This window comes from Pedobacter sp. Leaf132 (genome assembly GCF_920984695.1).
Classification (GTDB): Bacteria; Bacteroidota; Bacteroidia; order Sphingobacteriales; family Sphingobacteriaceae; genus Pedobacter.
Genome location: NZ_CAKLBO010000002.1, coordinates 682,995 through 698,012 on the forward strand (window position 1 = coordinate 682,995; position 15,018 = coordinate 698,012).

The 15,018-nt window shown below is 34.1% G+C and carries 15 protein-coding genes; 8 read left to right on the plus strand and 7 right to left on the minus strand.

Translation table 11 applies throughout. From position 1 onward, the window contains the following. Positions 1–17 precede the first annotated feature (17 nt). From LUA86_RS06735 to LUA86_RS06745, 3 genes are read left to right on the plus strand one after another with little or no spacing between them, the layout of a single operon-like run. Positions 18–401, plus strand: a complete 384-nt coding sequence (locus LUA86_RS06735; protein ID WP_231459847.1) for a hypothetical protein — start codon at positions 18–20, stop codon at positions 399–401. Between the two features lies 1 nt (position 402). After that, a complete protein-coding gene (locus LUA86_RS06740) occupies positions 403–1,071 on the plus strand; it encodes a hypothetical protein (RefSeq protein WP_231459848.1) in 669 nt (222 codons plus the stop codon). 59 nt (positions 1,072–1,130) lie between these two features. After that, positions 1,131–2,255, plus strand: a complete 1,125-nt coding sequence (locus LUA86_RS06745; RefSeq protein WP_231459849.1) for a CofH family radical SAM protein — start codon at positions 1,131–1,133, stop codon at positions 2,253–2,255. A 318-nt stretch (positions 2,256–2,573) separates the two neighbouring features. Here the strand turns inward: LUA86_RS06745 and LUA86_RS06750 are convergent, their stop codons facing one another. Together LUA86_RS06750 and LUA86_RS06755 are read right to left on the minus strand one after the other, a co-directional pair. Next, positions 2,574–3,431: a ferritin-like domain-containing protein gene (locus LUA86_RS06750; RefSeq protein WP_231459850.1), complete on the minus strand. Its 858-nt coding sequence runs from the start codon at positions 3,429–3,431 to the stop codon at positions 2,574–2,576. 18 nt (positions 3,432–3,449) lie between these two features. Then, positions 3,450–4,166, minus strand: coding sequence for a ferritin-like domain-containing protein (locus tag LUA86_RS06755; RefSeq protein ID WP_231459851.1), 717 nt, complete (start codon positions 4,164–4,166; stop codon positions 3,450–3,452). Positions 4,167–4,294: 128 nt separating this feature from the next. Between LUA86_RS06755 and LUA86_RS06760 the strand changes: the two genes are divergently transcribed. From LUA86_RS06760 to LUA86_RS06780, 5 genes are all read left to right on the plus strand, one after another. Next, complete coding sequence (locus LUA86_RS06760) at positions 4,295–5,080, plus strand: LytTR family DNA-binding domain-containing protein (RefSeq protein ID WP_231459852.1); 786 nt, start codon at positions 4,295–4,297, stop codon at positions 5,078–5,080. Beyond that, entirely contained in the window at positions 5,067–8,045 is a 2,979-nt protein-coding gene (locus LUA86_RS06765) for a sensor histidine kinase (protein WP_231459853.1), read from the plus strand. Before LUA86_RS06760 ends, LUA86_RS06765 begins: the two co-directional genes overlap by 14 nt. A 254-nt stretch (positions 8,046–8,299) precedes the next feature. Further along, the gene (scpB, locus tag LUA86_RS06770; protein ID WP_231459854.1) at positions 8,300–8,866 is read left to right on the plus strand and encodes an SMC-Scp complex subunit ScpB; all 567 of its coding nucleotides are present in this window, start codon (positions 8,300–8,302) and stop codon (positions 8,864–8,866) included. A gap of 87 nt (positions 8,867–8,953) precedes the next feature. Then, entirely contained in the window at positions 8,954–9,145 is a 192-nt protein-coding gene (locus LUA86_RS06775; protein WP_231459855.1) for a hypothetical protein, read from the plus strand. 72 nt (positions 9,146–9,217) lie between these two features. Further along, positions 9,218–10,336, plus strand: a complete 1,119-nt coding sequence (locus tag LUA86_RS06780) for a GNAT family N-acetyltransferase (protein WP_231459856.1) — start codon at positions 9,218–9,220, stop codon at positions 10,334–10,336. A gap of 100 nt (positions 10,337–10,436) precedes the next feature. On the opposite strand, the gene LUA86_RS06785 is transcribed toward LUA86_RS06780, so the two are convergent. The 5 genes from LUA86_RS06785 to LUA86_RS06805 all read right to left on the minus strand — a co-directional run bounded on the left by LUA86_RS06785 (position 10,437) and on the right by LUA86_RS06805 (position 14,998). After that, positions 10,437–10,757 (minus strand): helix-turn-helix domain-containing protein, encoded by a 321-nt coding sequence (locus LUA86_RS06785; protein ID WP_231459857.1) that lies wholly within the window; start codon positions 10,755–10,757, stop codon positions 10,437–10,439. Beyond that, a complete protein-coding gene (murC, locus tag LUA86_RS06790; RefSeq protein ID WP_231459858.1) occupies positions 10,757–12,109 on the minus strand; it encodes a UDP-N-acetylmuramate--L-alanine ligase in 1,353 nt (450 codons plus the stop codon). Before murC ends, LUA86_RS06785 begins: the two co-directional genes overlap by 1 nt. Before the next feature lie 76 nt (positions 12,110–12,185). Next, a complete protein-coding gene (gene prmA / locus LUA86_RS06795; protein WP_231459859.1) occupies positions 12,186–13,025 on the minus strand; it encodes a 50S ribosomal protein L11 methyltransferase in 840 nt (279 codons plus the stop codon). Next, positions 13,026–13,787: a triose-phosphate isomerase gene (tpiA, locus tag LUA86_RS06800; RefSeq protein ID WP_231459860.1), complete on the minus strand. Its 762-nt coding sequence runs from the start codon at positions 13,785–13,787 to the stop codon at positions 13,026–13,028. It lies immediately after the preceding gene. Between the two features lie 38 nt (positions 13,788–13,825). After that, positions 13,826–14,998, minus strand: coding sequence for a putative sugar nucleotidyl transferase (locus LUA86_RS06805; RefSeq protein ID WP_231459861.1), 1,173 nt, complete (start codon positions 14,996–14,998; stop codon positions 13,826–13,828). Positions 14,999–15,018: the final 20 nt, after the last annotated feature.

Genomic DNA, 15,018 nt, shown 5'->3' on the forward strand with positions numbered 1-15,018 from the left:
CAATCGAAAATTGCCAGATGAAAACTAAGGGCATGTACTTGAATACTTCAAATTCTGGAGTAAATTTAACCGAAACGCTAAAAAAGACGCCTGTTGAATTGCCAAAACTATATCCACAGTTGGAAAATAATGATTTAGTAAATGATTATTTTAGTGCTAATGCTTTTCAAGCCTACATTGTTTGCATTGATAATATGGAAACCTTCGTTAAAAATTTAGCTAATGTAGAGCAAACAAATAATGGAACAAAAATTGAAGTGCTTAACAGTTACTTAAAGTATTTGGAATTTGCAAAGCGCATTAATAATTTAGAAATTGAAAGGCTTGATGGAAAAATAACTGATGAGCAAGAAACAAATTCATTAAAAAAAATAGTTGACCAATTTACAACATCGAAATAATATGAAATATATTATTGCACTTTGCTTTATATCATTCGGCTTAACCGCATGTAATACTTCCACAAAAGAAGAAAAAATTGATTTTACTAAATCGTACGAATCTGCTGCCTTGGCACTTACAGATGCGCAATTAGCCTATGATGCTGCTGTATTAAGTAATGATACGGCCAGAATATCTGCTGCGAAACTACAATTGGAAACAGCTAAAACCACTTACCTGAATAGCAAAACCTACTATACATCACACGGAGGGATAGTTAATAAAGATTACGAGCAATTACTTGCCAAAACAAATACATCTTTAGGTAAGCCTGCTAATGACACCACTAAAGTTGCCATTTCAAATACTGAAGTTATTACACCAAGTGATATAGAAAATACGCCAATAGCAGTTGCTACTAAGAAATTTATCGATAGCAGTAGAGTTAATGCCACTAAAAAAGTGAAGCAGGTATCTGATGCTGTGGTTACTGGCGAGAGAACGGTTAAACAGGTATCTGATGCTGTTGCAACCGGAGGAACTACAGTTAAGAAAAGTGTTGAGGCGGCTAATGAAAACTTTACAAAAGTTAGTGATAGTGCGAAAAAGCGTATAGAAGAATTAAAAAAGCAAGGAAATGATATCCGGAACTTATTTAAAAAGAAACCGGATACTAGCAAAAATAATTAATGGTTATTTTTTTATAAAACTGTGATTATAGTACTATATATTTCAAGTATTTTTGCTTCATGCAAACTGACGATTTATTACAACGAGCATTACACTTCGATTTTTTAAGCCTTGAAGAAGGTGTACATTTATATCATCATGCAGATACAGCATCGCTGATGTTTGTTGCGAACGAACTAAGAAAAATTCAAGTTCCGAGCGGCAAAGTTACCTGGCAAATAGACCGCAATGTAAACACTACCAATGTTTGTATTGCAAACTGTAAATTCTGCAACTTTTTTCGTCGCCCGGGCCATGATGAAAGTTACATTACAGATATTGAAACTTACAAAGTAAAAATCGAAGAAACATTTCGTTTAGGCGGCGACCAATTATTATTACAAGGCGGTCATCATCCTGATTTAGGTTTAGCCTTTTATGCTGATTTATTCAAAAAATTAAAAGAATTATATCCTGATTTAAAACTTCATGCTTTAGGTCCGCCGGAGATTGCTCACGTTGCTAAACTTGAAGGATTAAGCCATACAGAAGTTTTAAGAACATTGAAAGAAGCCGGAATGGATTCACTTCCGGGTGCTGGTGCAGAAATATTGAATGACAGAGTAAGAAGGTTAATATCAAAGGGTAAATGTGGCGGGCAAGAATGGCTCGATGTGATGCGTGCTTGCCATCAATTGGACATTACTACTTCTGCAACGATGATGTTTGGACATGTTGAAACCATTGAAGAACGTTTTGAACATCTGGTATGGATTAGACAAGTTCAAAGTGAAAAACCTGCTGATGCAAATGGATTTCTAGCCTTTATTCCATGGCCATTTCAGGATGATGGAACATTGTTGAAACGTTTAAGAGGCATTACTAACGATGTTACTGCTGATGAATATATCCGCATGATTGCTTTAAGCCGAATTATGCTTCCTAATATTAAAAACATTCAGGCAAGTTGGTTAACCGTTGGAAAAACAACGGCACAGCTTTGTTTGCATGCGGGCGCAAACGATTTTGGTTCGATTATGATTGAAGAAAATGTTGTGTCTGCTGCAGGAGCGCCGCATCGTTTTACATCGAACGGAATTCAGCAATCTATTAAAGCAGCTGGTTTTGAACCTCAATTACGTGGACAAAAATATAACTACCGAGATTTACCAGAACATTTAGAAGAACAGGTGATAACCTACTAATAACAACTGCTTTGGTTGTTTGAAAGGTTTTAACATCACTTGCTAAATAACCCAGGTTTTTAGCAATATTTTGAGTGAATTAAAACTTATTGTAGCGGCATCCTTTTTTGCTTTTTCTGCAAAAAAGATATAGCGTAAAGAAGGGCTGCCGAAAATTGAAACGCTAAACTTGCTTTTCAAAAAAAAAACATTTTATAATATCGTTAAACTCAAAGTAAATTGTGCAAATTATTTAGCACAAAAAAAGGGAAACAGAACCCAGTTCTGCCTCCCTACCTTAAACTAAACATTACCTAATCAATAATGTAGATTCTTGTTTTACGTTAATTTGGAACCAGTTCTGATGAACAAATTAGCGATATTTTTTACGGCAGCACCTGTTAAAAACTCATCAAAAGATTCTGCAGCTGCAGCTTTTGTAACACCTGTTGCAATACCTGTAATTTCTACGTTAGCTTGAATTGTGTTGTTTTCACCTGCATAAACCGCATCTACAGCAGCAATTCCGGTATCGTTAGAAACACCACCAGCACCTAAGCTAATCCATGGTTTTAAAGCCACACCTAAAGCAGCAGCAGTCATTTGGCGTAAGTGAGCCGCGTGACGAGCTTCTACAGAGTGAATTTGCAATGCAGTGGTTAGCACTGGCATGCCTTTTAAAACAGGCGCCTGACCTTTGTAAGCCCTAACACCTGTATCTTCAAAAGCTGTAGCAACTTTTAAGAAAGTTTGGTAGTTAGTGAAAACATCTCCAAAAGCACCACCAGCAGTAAAATCAAAGTTTGCTTCAGTTAAAGCAATTGGAGTAGCATTTGCAGCAGTAATTGCGCTTCTTAATAAGTTAACGTGTGCTAATTCGTGCGTACGAATAGTGGTAATTGCACCTGTTGCCGCACCTGCAGGAATTAAGCCTGTTGATAATAATGCACGATTGTAAAAATTGTATTCTAAATGCTCTAAAGCCAATGCAAAGTTTAATACTTCTACTACACTGCTTGGGTTAGATTGACCATAAGCTTTTTGGAACATTGAACCCAATGCTAATGGTAAAGCAGCTAATGAGATTTTTTTACCTGCATTGAAAAAACTTTTCATTGCAGCTCTGCGAGGATTTAATCTTTCGTAGATCTCTCCATCAACTTTTTCAATTTCGTCTAATATATTTAAGATATTCATGATTTCTGAGTTTAAAGATTAAAGGTTGATAACGTTAATTTTGGTTTTGATGAATGGACCAGCCAATGCTAAAACTTTATCTGGAGTTAATGCCCCGTCTAAACCATTTGCATCTGAAGCACCAAAAGCAGTAAGTGTGCCTAAATCTGCGAATGTACCGTTAGAAATTTGGTCTCTAACATAAGCAGCGTGACGAGCTTCAACGGAAACGATTTGTCCGGCAATAACTAAGTAAGCTGCATTAGTTAATCTTACACCAGCACCATTGTATGCTGCAACACCTAAATCTTCGAAAGTTTTTGCTGTAGCGAGTACACTTGCACCGCTATTAAAATCTACAGATGAGAAGTTAACTTCTAGACTGCCAATAGCTGCTGTGCCTAATGCTTTTTTGAAAAACTCTCTGTGTGCAATTTCATGAAATTGAACATCTTGAAAATATGCTTTTTGAGCTGCTGTGAAACCTGAAGGGTTTGAATTTGCAACCTGAATGTAGAAAGCGGCTTCTAATTGTTCTAAAGCATAAGCATAATTTAATACACCAAAATCGTCTTTAAAATCTAAAGTAGCACCATCCATTGTAAAATTGCGATCTTTTTTACAGCCTGCAGCAATTAAAGCTATACCAGCTGCACTTGCACCTGCATACTGTAGAAACGACCTACGGCCTACTCTACTTTTTAATAAACTTTCTTCTTGAAGTTCATCTTGTGTTTGTAGTTCATTGTTTTTCATATCTTTTTGTGTTTAGGGATATAATATGTTCTAGTTTGGTGATATATACGTGACAATTGATTGCCCGGTTTTTTGATTTTACATTTTTTTTTATTGGCCGATTTTGATACATTCACGAACCTATAAATATGACAGTACTAAAAGCCATTATTGTTGATGATGAAGAGTTTGCACGTTCATCACTTTTTTTTCTGCTGCAACAAAATTGTCCGGATGTAGAAATTACCGGCATTGCCCGTTCTGTAGCCGAGGCTAAAGATATTTTGGCTCACCATTCTATTGATTTAATCTTTTTGGATATAGCCATGCCAGGTGGAAATGGTTTTGAATTAATTCCGGATGCGCAATTACACAACGCAGCAGTAATTTTTACAACCGCCTATGACCAGTATGCGTTAAAAGCAATTAAGGCAAATGCCCTTGATTACTTGTTAAAGCCTATTGATATTGATGAACTTAAAACTGCCGTAGAAAAGGTTGCATTACACACTAAATTGCATCAGGCTAGCGATAATAAAGATCAGCGCATTACCAATTTAGCATCTAGCCTATCTAATAGAAATGAAATTAGAAAACTCACTTTGCCATACGGCCAGGGTTTTAAAATGGTTGATATCGACGACATTATATATATCGAAGCAGATAGCAATTACTCCGTTTTTCACTTAAGCAACCACGATAAAATTACAGTTTCGAAGGTTTTAAGAGAATTTGAAGAAATATTACCATCAGAACAGTTTGTACGTATACATAAATCAAGCATCATAAATCTTAACCATTTAAAAGAATATAATTCTAAAAATGGTTTACAAGCTTACCTTAAAAACGGCGAAAGCATAAATGTATCCAGAAGAAGGGCAAGTGACTTTTTTGAAAGAATAAAACATTTTACAAAATCTAATGGAGAACATTAGGCAGACCATAGCAAGCGATTTTGAAAAAAGTTTTTTTAAAACGGTATTGGTTTCTTCTTGCCTTATTTTTTTGCTTCTCTCCTGCGCCTGCTTTGCACAAACAACTTATTTGCCTCATTATACTTCTAAAAACGGTCTAGCAAGTAATAATTGTTATTATATCCATCAAGATAAAAAAGGTTTTATTTGGATAGCAACAGATGCAGGCTTAAGTAGATTTGATGGCACAAATTTTCAAAACTTTACCATTGAAGATGGCTTACCTGATACACAAATACTTCAAATTAAAGAAGATAGACAAGATAAACTCTGGTTCTTAGCCTTAAATGGGCAGCTTAGCTATTTAAAAGATGGTAAATTTTACAATGGCAACAACAGCGAACTTTTAAAAAAACTGAATTTTAACACGGTTATTGTTTCTTTTCTGGAAGATAAAAAAGGAAGAATATGGCTTGGAACAAATTCCAACCTTATTGTTTTGTGGGATGGAAAATCAATCAGCAAGTTTGTGTCGCCAAATATAAACCAGCAGTTTACCAACGCCTTCTTACATGAAGATGAGGCTGGCAATATATATGCCTACAGCGATGAAAGTACACAGAAATTTAATGGTAATACTTTTTCGCTGATAAGCAATAACGTTAATCCGTTATCTTATATGGCAGCATTTAATGCACCCGACAGGTCTTTATATTATTTGGATGGTTTTGGATTAAATCAATTTCAAAAAGGTAAAATAAATTCGATAATAAGAATACCTGATAATTTGCTTAAAAATATGTCGGGTTATTTTTATTACGATGCAAAAGAGCAGGAAGTTTGGTTGGCCAGTAATAATGGAGCACTGGCGCTGAGTAAAAGCGGTAAAACTGTAATGTATTTGCAGGGTATTTCTATTAATCAATCGATAAAAGATAATAGCAATAATATGTGGTTTGCAACAAACCAAGGTATTTACATGTTGCCAAACAATAACTCAAGATTATCCATTATTGATGCCGAATCCGGCTTGAGTAGTAATGTAATTAAAAGCATTGCAAAAGATTCGAAAAACAGGTTATGGTTAGGTACCGATGATGCTGTAATCGATATTTTAAACATTAGCAATTTCGAAATCGACGAAGTTGGAATGGATGATTACAAAAAATATAAAACCATTAAACAAATAACTTACGATCCGAAAAATCAATCGGTATACTTTGCTTCTGATTATGGTTTAGGTGTTTTTAGAAACATTTACAAAACCAAAGATGATGTTAAATACCTGAAAGAAACCAATAATTCGATGTTTGTGATTAAACATTTTAGCTTAAGTGAAAGAGACAATCATTTGGCCATTGCATTATCATCTGGCGTGGTTTTTTTATCCGATAGAATAAATCAATTGGAGTTTAATTCATTAAAATATAAAGAAAAAGAAGACTTCTTTAAAAACCGGTCATACCACGTGTTTTATGATAAAAATGGAAGTTTATGGTTTTCAAACATCAACGGATTATTCGAATTTAATAAGGGCAGCCTTATACATCACTACAGAAATAATACACTTTTAACTAAAAGAATTAATGATATACAACAATTACCAGATGGAACTTTAGTTTTAGCAACTGATGGTTATGGTGTTCTTTTCTATAAAAATAACAAGATTGTAAAGCAGCTCACCCAAAAAGATGGTTTAACAAATGATATATGCACAAAGTTATTTATTAAAAGCAAAGAAATTTGGGTGCTCACAAATAAGGGCGTTAATAAGATTTCAAATTATCAGCAATCTGATGTAACCAATTTTGATTATGGAAAGGATTTATTAACTGAAGATGTTAACAGTTTGTACATTGATGATAGCACCGCTTATTTTGCAACCAATAAGGGTTTAATCTTATTTAAGTACAACAACAAGAATTTACCGAGAAATCTACCTAAGGTTTACATCACCTCAATTATAAAGGATAAGGAAAGATTATCAATCGATAAAGATAATTTTGTATTTGAAAGTGGCAATAACACAATCCTTTTTACTTTCGGTGCGGTAGATTTTACAACAAGTGATATTACATACCGATATCGTTTAAATGAAACATCCAGTTGGGTAGAAACCCGAACAAGAAGACTTGATTTTTCGGCACTACAACCAGGAGATTACAATTTTGAAGTGAGCGCTAAAAGCCAAAATAACGCATGGGGATCATCGGCTAAAATTTCATTTACCATTAAAGCGCACTTTTGGCAAAGCTTCTGGTTCTTATCATTAATTATTCTGCTTGTTGGTTATATATTTTATCGCCTCGCGGTGTATATTACCCGCAGACAAAAAGATAAAGAACAAGAACAATTATTGCTTAAAAACAGGATTTTGATGTTAGAGCAACAGGCATTGCAGGCGATGATGAATCCTCATTTCGTATTTAACGTAATGAATTCTATACAACATTACATCAATACACAAAATACAACTTCAGCAAATAAAGTGTTAACAGGTTTTGCCAGGTTAATTCGTAAAAATCTTGAAATTTGTACCAAAAGCTATATCACAATAGAAGAAGAATTAGAATACCTTAATCTTTATCTCAAGTTAGAAAAAAACAGATTTGGGGATAAACTCCAATATATTATAAATGTTGATGATAATATAGATAAAGATGAAACTTTAATTCCATCTATGCTGCTACAACCTTATGTAGAAAATGCGATTTGGCATGGCATAATGCCCAAAGAAACTGGTGGAGAAATTCAAATTAACATTAAAATTGAGAAGGAAAACACTTTAAATATCGAAATTATTGATGATGGCGTTGGTATAGAAAATTCTTTAAAAGCTAAAAAAGATAAACACATTAGTAAAGGCATGCAGCTTACCAAAGAAAGATTAAATCTTTTAGGTCAGATTGAAGCAAAACCTATACAATTAAACGTACATCAAAACACCACAAATGGCACTTCTGTATTCATTTCAATACCATTATAAACAATATTTACCGTTTACTCAATTTTTAATACCACTCACTAAATAAGAATAACATTGCATGCTGTTTAGCCTTAAACTTGTATTAGAAATAAACGATAGTGTTTATCAAAGACGTTCTTATAGAATTGATATAGATATTTAATAACCTAACCTAAAACTATATCTTAATTCAGGTTTCATTTGTGTGTTAAAAGCGGTCTTGTTTTTTAAAAGCGAGACCGCTTTTTTTTTAGCCAAAAATTTTATTTTTGTTTATGTCTCTAAACAATCTTGCAAGGCACATAGAAGCATTAATTTTTTCATCTGTGCAAAGCATAAGCATTCAAGAAATTATTATTGCACTAAATGGGGCTTTTAATGAAGAATTTTCTGAACAATTAATTGAAAAGCAAGTAAAAATACTCCAGACTAAATACGATAACGCTGATAATGTTTTAGAATTGGTAAGCTTAAATAATGGCTTTCAGTTCTTAACGAAAAAAGATTATCACGAAACCGTAAATCAATTACAACTTCATCGTTCTAAAAAGAAGCTTAGCCAGGCCGCTTTGGAAACTTTGGCCATAATTGCTTACCGCCAGCCAATAACAAAGTTAGAGATTGAGCAAATTCGTGGTGTAAATTCGGATTACTCTGTGCAAAGACTATTAGAGAAAGAATTAATTAGCATTGAAGGTAAAGCCGAAACAACAGGAAGGCCAATCCTTTATAAAACCAGTGGTACATTTATGGATTATTTTGGATTAAATAATATATCGCAATTGCCACAACTAAAAGACATAAGCAAAGAAGAAAATGCTATTGGTGCACCAATTGATTAATATTTTTAATTTGTTTAAAAACAGCTTGTTATAAAAAAAAGTTTTTTCGTATTTTTATACTATAAAAGCAATTTTTATTTTTGTGATATGAAAGCGCCAAAGAAACTCCCGACTAAGCCAACTACCAAAAAACAGGTAGATGAAGATGATGATCTTGAAGATGACGACACCGTAAGCACTGGAAAGAAATCACAAGATGAAGATGATGCCGATTTTGACATTCCGCTAGATGATCTCGATAATTTTGATAATTTCGATGATGAAGATGACGATTTTTAATTTCTAAATAATATATATTTGAAAAAGCATCCTACCGCTTGGTTGGATGCTTTTTATTTTTAAAACTACCTCATGCAAATAATACCAGTAAATAATTCATCAACAAAGCAAGATTTTTTAAAAGTTCCGAAATTATTATACAAGGAAGATAAAAATTGGATTTGCCCTTTGGATAGCGAAGTTGAAAATGTTTTTGAACCTGCAAAAAACAACTTTTTTAACCATGGTAAATGTACAAGATGGATTTTGAAGGATAAAGACGGGAATCTTACAGGCCGAATAGCGGCATTTATAAACGATAAAAAAGCGCATAATTACAACCAGCCAACAGGCGGAATTGGTTTTTTTGAATCTATTGATAATCAGGAAGCTGCATTTTTATTGTTTGATACTGCAAAAAACTGGCTTACTGAAAATGGAATGAAAGCCATGGATGGACCAATTAATTTTGGCGAAAACGATTCGTTTTGGGGTTTGCTTGTAGAAGGCTTTACTCCCCCATCTTTTGGTATGAATTATAACTTTCCTTATTATCAAAAGCTTTTTGATGCGTACGGCTTTAAAACTGAGTATGAACAATTAACCAACCATATAAATTTAACAATTCCGTTTCCTGAACGTTTTACCAAAATTGCAAATTGGGTGCGTAATAAACCTGGCTATACATTTGAGTATTTCGACAAGAAAAATTCTGAAAAGTATATAGATGATTTAATGGAAATTTATAACGATGGCTGGCAAAATTTCGAAAACTTTGTTCCGATAAAAAAAGAAACTTTACAAGAAAGTTTTAAAAGTATGGAACCCATTATGGATGAAAAATTAATTCAATTTGCATACTTTAATGGCGAACCAGCATCATTTGTTGTGCTTATACCCGATGCAAACCAAATGATTAAAGGTTTTGATGGAAAGCTCGGCTTAATTGAAAAACTAAAGTTTGCCTACCGTCGTTGGGTTGGCGTATCCAGAATGAGGGCAATTGTTATGGGTACAAAGCCTAAATTCCAGAAACATGGTTTAGAGTCGGTTTTATTTATAAGATTAGGCGAATATGTTCTGCCTAAAAACCAGTATAAAGAATTGGAATTAAGCTGGGTTGGTGATTTTAACGAACAAATGATTTCCATACATAAAGCTACAGGCGCAACCTTTGGAAAAAAACATTTAACGATGAGAAAGGTGTTTTAAGCAAAAAACTTCATTATCAGGCACGAAGTATCTTAAGGCTAAAGGCTGAAGATTTTAGCGGTTATTGTGAGATTACTTCGTGCCTCGCCATGACGAAAAGCTAAATCCCTAATTTATCATAAAGCTCAATAACCTTTTTCCGAAGTTTATTGAGCTCTTCTTCTTTATCCAAAAGTTGTTGTTTTAAATCCAAAAGGTCTTCATTCGTTTCAGATTCATCTAGCATTCCGGTAATTAAGGCTGCAGGCGGAACTTTAAATAAGTTTGCAATTTGTATTAATCTCGAAATGTTTAAATCGGTTTGTCCAGTTTCTATTTTACAGAATGCCGGTGTAGAAATTTCAAGATGTTTCGCAGCATCAGCCTGACTTAAACCTAAATCAACCCTCCGCTTCTTGATATTGTCCCCTACATTTTTCATTATCTTTTTAAAGATGCAGCTAATTCCTGCAAGTCAAAACCTGCATAATTACCAGAGCTCATCATCAATAGATTTGCATTACGATAATTTAAACCCAACAAATAAGCATTTAATTCCTTTGCATCATTAAAAAACTTTAGATTAGGATTTGCAAAAGCTTCGCGAACATCTTCTTCAGAAAATGGTTCCATTCTCTTTTGCTCAAAGCTTTTTAAATCAATAAATACAATTGCATCATCAGCATTATCCATCGAACCTGCATATTCTTTAAGAAAGTCTTTATTCAAACTACTGAAAGTGTGCAATTCTATACAAGCAACAAGTTTTCTATCTGTAAATTGTGTTTTTACAGCATTTATAGTAGCTTTTAATTTAGATGGAGAATGAGCGAAATCTTTATAAACATTAGTTAAATCATCAGAGGAAATGACCTCCAAACGCTTTGCTGCACCTGTAAATGAAGAAATCGCTTCATTAAACATTTTAGCATCAATATCGAGTTCATTGCAAACTAACTTTGCTGCATTTAAATTCATTAAATTATGGTCGCCAAAAATCTTTAACGCAGTACGTTCTGGTAGTAAATAGGTTATTCCATTAACAATTTCATGTTCGGGAATTGCGTATGCAATTTTTTTAACATCAGCTTTTGAATGCTCAACGATTTCATTTAAGTCTTTATCAGCCTTGCAATAAATTAATGAACCTCCAGCTTCAATCGTATTAATGAACTTATCAAACTGTTCGGTGTAATCTGCATAGGTTGGGAAAACATTGATATGATCCCAGGCTATACCACTTATTACCGCCACATTTGCATGGTAAAGGTGAAATTTCGGACGCCTGTCAATTGGTGATGAAAGATATTCATCCCCTTCAATAATCATAACCGGAGCATCTTCTGTTACTTTAACCATGGTTTCAAAACCTGCAAGTTGTGCACCAACCAGATAATCAAAATCACGTTTGTAAAAATTCAAAACATGCAAAATCATGCTGGTAATGGTCGTTTTACCATGACTGCCACCTATTACAACTCTTAATTTATTTTTGCTTTGCTCGTAAATATATTCAGGATATGAATAGATTTTTAGGCCCAGTTCCTGCGCCTTTATTAATTCTGGATTATCAATTCTGGCATGCATGCCCAAAATTACTGCATCTAAATCATGAGATATCCTTTCAGGATTCCAGCCCATTTCTTCGGGAAGCAGATTATATTTATCTAACCTTGATTTTGCAGGTTCAAAAATTACATCATCCGAACCGCTAATCTGGTAACCTTTTTTATGTAAGGCAATTGCTAAATTGTGCATGGCACTTCCGCCAATTGCGATAAAATGTATGCGCATATTTTAATTATTGAATTTTGAATGAGTGAATTTTGGAATGAATGCTGCTCACCTCATCCGATTCACATCATACATTTTACTTTTTTTCAAACTGAGCCGCAACCCAATCGCCATTTTGTTTATGGTCTAAATATTTTATACCGTATTTAGCACATTCGGCAGTAATCATGCTTAAATCCGGGTCTAAATAAAATCCACTAAAAAAGATTTTGCCTTGTGATTTTAACACTTCTGCATATCTCCCAATTTGATCTAAAAGAATATTTCGGTTGATATTGGCTAAAATAATATCATAGCTATCATCAGGAATAACTTCTTTACTGCCACAAATTGCCAATAAATTAGTAACCTGATTTAGGTTAGCATTTTCTATCGTACTTTCATAACAAACGTTGTCGTAATCTATAGCCGTTAACTTTTCTGCACCAAGTTTTGCTGCTAAAATTGCAAGAATTGCCGTACCGCAACCCATGTCCAACACATTTTTTCCCTTAAAATCATTTGTTAAAATATACTGCATCATCATAGTTGTAGTTTGATGATGACCTGTACCAAAAGACATTTTTGGGTCGATTATAATTTCGTAAGGATATGATGGCTGAGGTTCGTGAAATGTTGCTCTTACATAGCAAACATCATCAATAATCAATGGACTAAAATTTTTCTCCCACTCGGCATTCCAATTTTCATCTGCAACATCTTCTAAAATGTATTCAGCCAGAAAATCATCAGCGTAATTATCGAGCAGGTTTTTCAATTCCTGCTCGATAAAATTTTCTTTAATTACAAAAGCGGTAAAACCTGCCTCACTATCCTCAAAAGTATCAAAGCCTAAATCTGCCAAATCGCTTATTAGCAAATCCTGTTGATAATCTTCTATGCTTTTGAACTTAAAAATTGCTTTAATGTATTGCATTTAGCTATTTAATGCTTTAATAATGTCCGTAAAATCGCGTGATTTTAATGAAGCGCCTCCAATTAAACCACCATCTATATCTTTTTGAGAGAATAAACTTACCGCATTACCTGGATTGCAACTACCGCCATATAAAATTGTAGTATCATCAGCGATGTTAAAGCCATAGTTTGCCTCAATTTCTGAGCGGATAAATGCGTGAATATCCTGCGCTTGCTCTGGAGAAGCTGTTAAACCCGTACCAATTGCCCAAACCGGTTCGTAAGCAATTACAATTTTAGAAAAATCAGCATCGCTTAAGCTAAAAACGCCTTCTACTAATTGTTTCTTCAAAACCTCATAATAACTTCCGTTGTTGCGCTCGTCTAAAGTTTCGCCAATACAAAAAATTGGAGTTAAGCCATTTGCTAATGCAACTTTAGTTTTCTCAGCAAGTAATTCATTGCTTTCAGCAAAATATTGTCTGCGTTCTGAGTGACCTAAAATAACATACTCTGCACCAACAGATTTCACCATTTTGGCAGAAGTTTCGCCAGTATAAGCACCGCTTTCTTTATCGCTAATGTTTTGAGCACCAATTTTAACATCGTTACCGCCAAGTTTCGTTAAAGAATTTAAATGAATAAATGGAGCACAAATAATAGCCAATTGTTCGCCTTTACGTTCATCTTTAACCATATTTACAATCTCACTAAATAACGAAACACCTTCGTTATAGTCTAAATTCATTTTCCAGTTGCCTGCTACTATTTGTTTTCTCATTATATTTTAGTTTTGATTATTTAAAGTTCAAGATAATTTTAAAAATTTCTATGTGCTGCCGTCATCTCATAAACCTTGCTTAAGATTTCCTTTTCAGCATCATTAAAGATTACATTTTTCCTGCCAAACACCTTCTCTGTTGTTTCAAACATTTTATTAAGTTTATAGCTTTCGAAACCTTCTGCCCCGCCCCAGCTAAAATCGGCAATATGGTTAGGAGGTAAACCGCCACCAAAAATATTTGCGCTAACGCCAACAATTGTACCTGTATTAAACATGGTGTTGATACCAGATTTAGCATGATCGGCCATGATTAAACCGCAAAATTGCAAGTTCGTATTACGCATTTTTTTGCTTTCATAATCATAGAGTTTAACTTCAGCGTAATTATTTTTTAAGTTAGAGTTATTGGTATCTGCACCTATGTTACACCATTCACCCAATACCGAATTTCCTAAATATCCGTCATGCCCCTTGGCAGAATTACCCCAGATCACGGAGTTGTTAATTTCACCACCTGCTCTGCTATTCGGCCCTATAGTTGTACCTGAGTAGATTTTAGCACCCATTTTAATAGATGAATTTTCACAAAGCGCAAAAGAACCTCTAATTAAACTTCCTTCCCAAATTTCAGCATTTTTACCAACATAAATTGGTCCGTAGCCACTATTTAAAACGCTACATTCAGCTTTTGCACCTTCTTCGAAAAAGATATCGTTGCCCAACAATTGGTTTGTACTGCTAATTTTAGCTGATGTGCGTCCCTTAGTTAAAAGTTCAAAATCCTTCCTTATCTCAGCAGGGTTGTTTGCAAAAATCTCTTCGGGATAAGTAATCTTAACAACTTTAGTATTGTATTCTATCGGTTTTAGCTGCTGCTTAACCTGTTCTAAGTCTAAATGTTCATCGGCTTTGTAAGCTAAAATATGATGCTCGTGTTTGAGATACTCCCCTAATTTAAGTCCGCAAATCGCACTAAGCAATTCGTTATCAGCACAAACAGAGCCATTAATAAATAGCGTTCCACCATTTTTGGAAGGATATTTTACCGAAAGGTAGTATTGTGTATTAAAACCAAAATCTGCATATAAGTATTTTGCCCATTTCTCTGCAATAGTTAAAATTCCTACACGCAAATCGGCGACAGGCCTTGTAAAAGTGAGAGGACGTAATGAATCCCAACTGGAATCATCAAAAAGATTGATTGTCATAAGTCACAAAAATAAAAAAA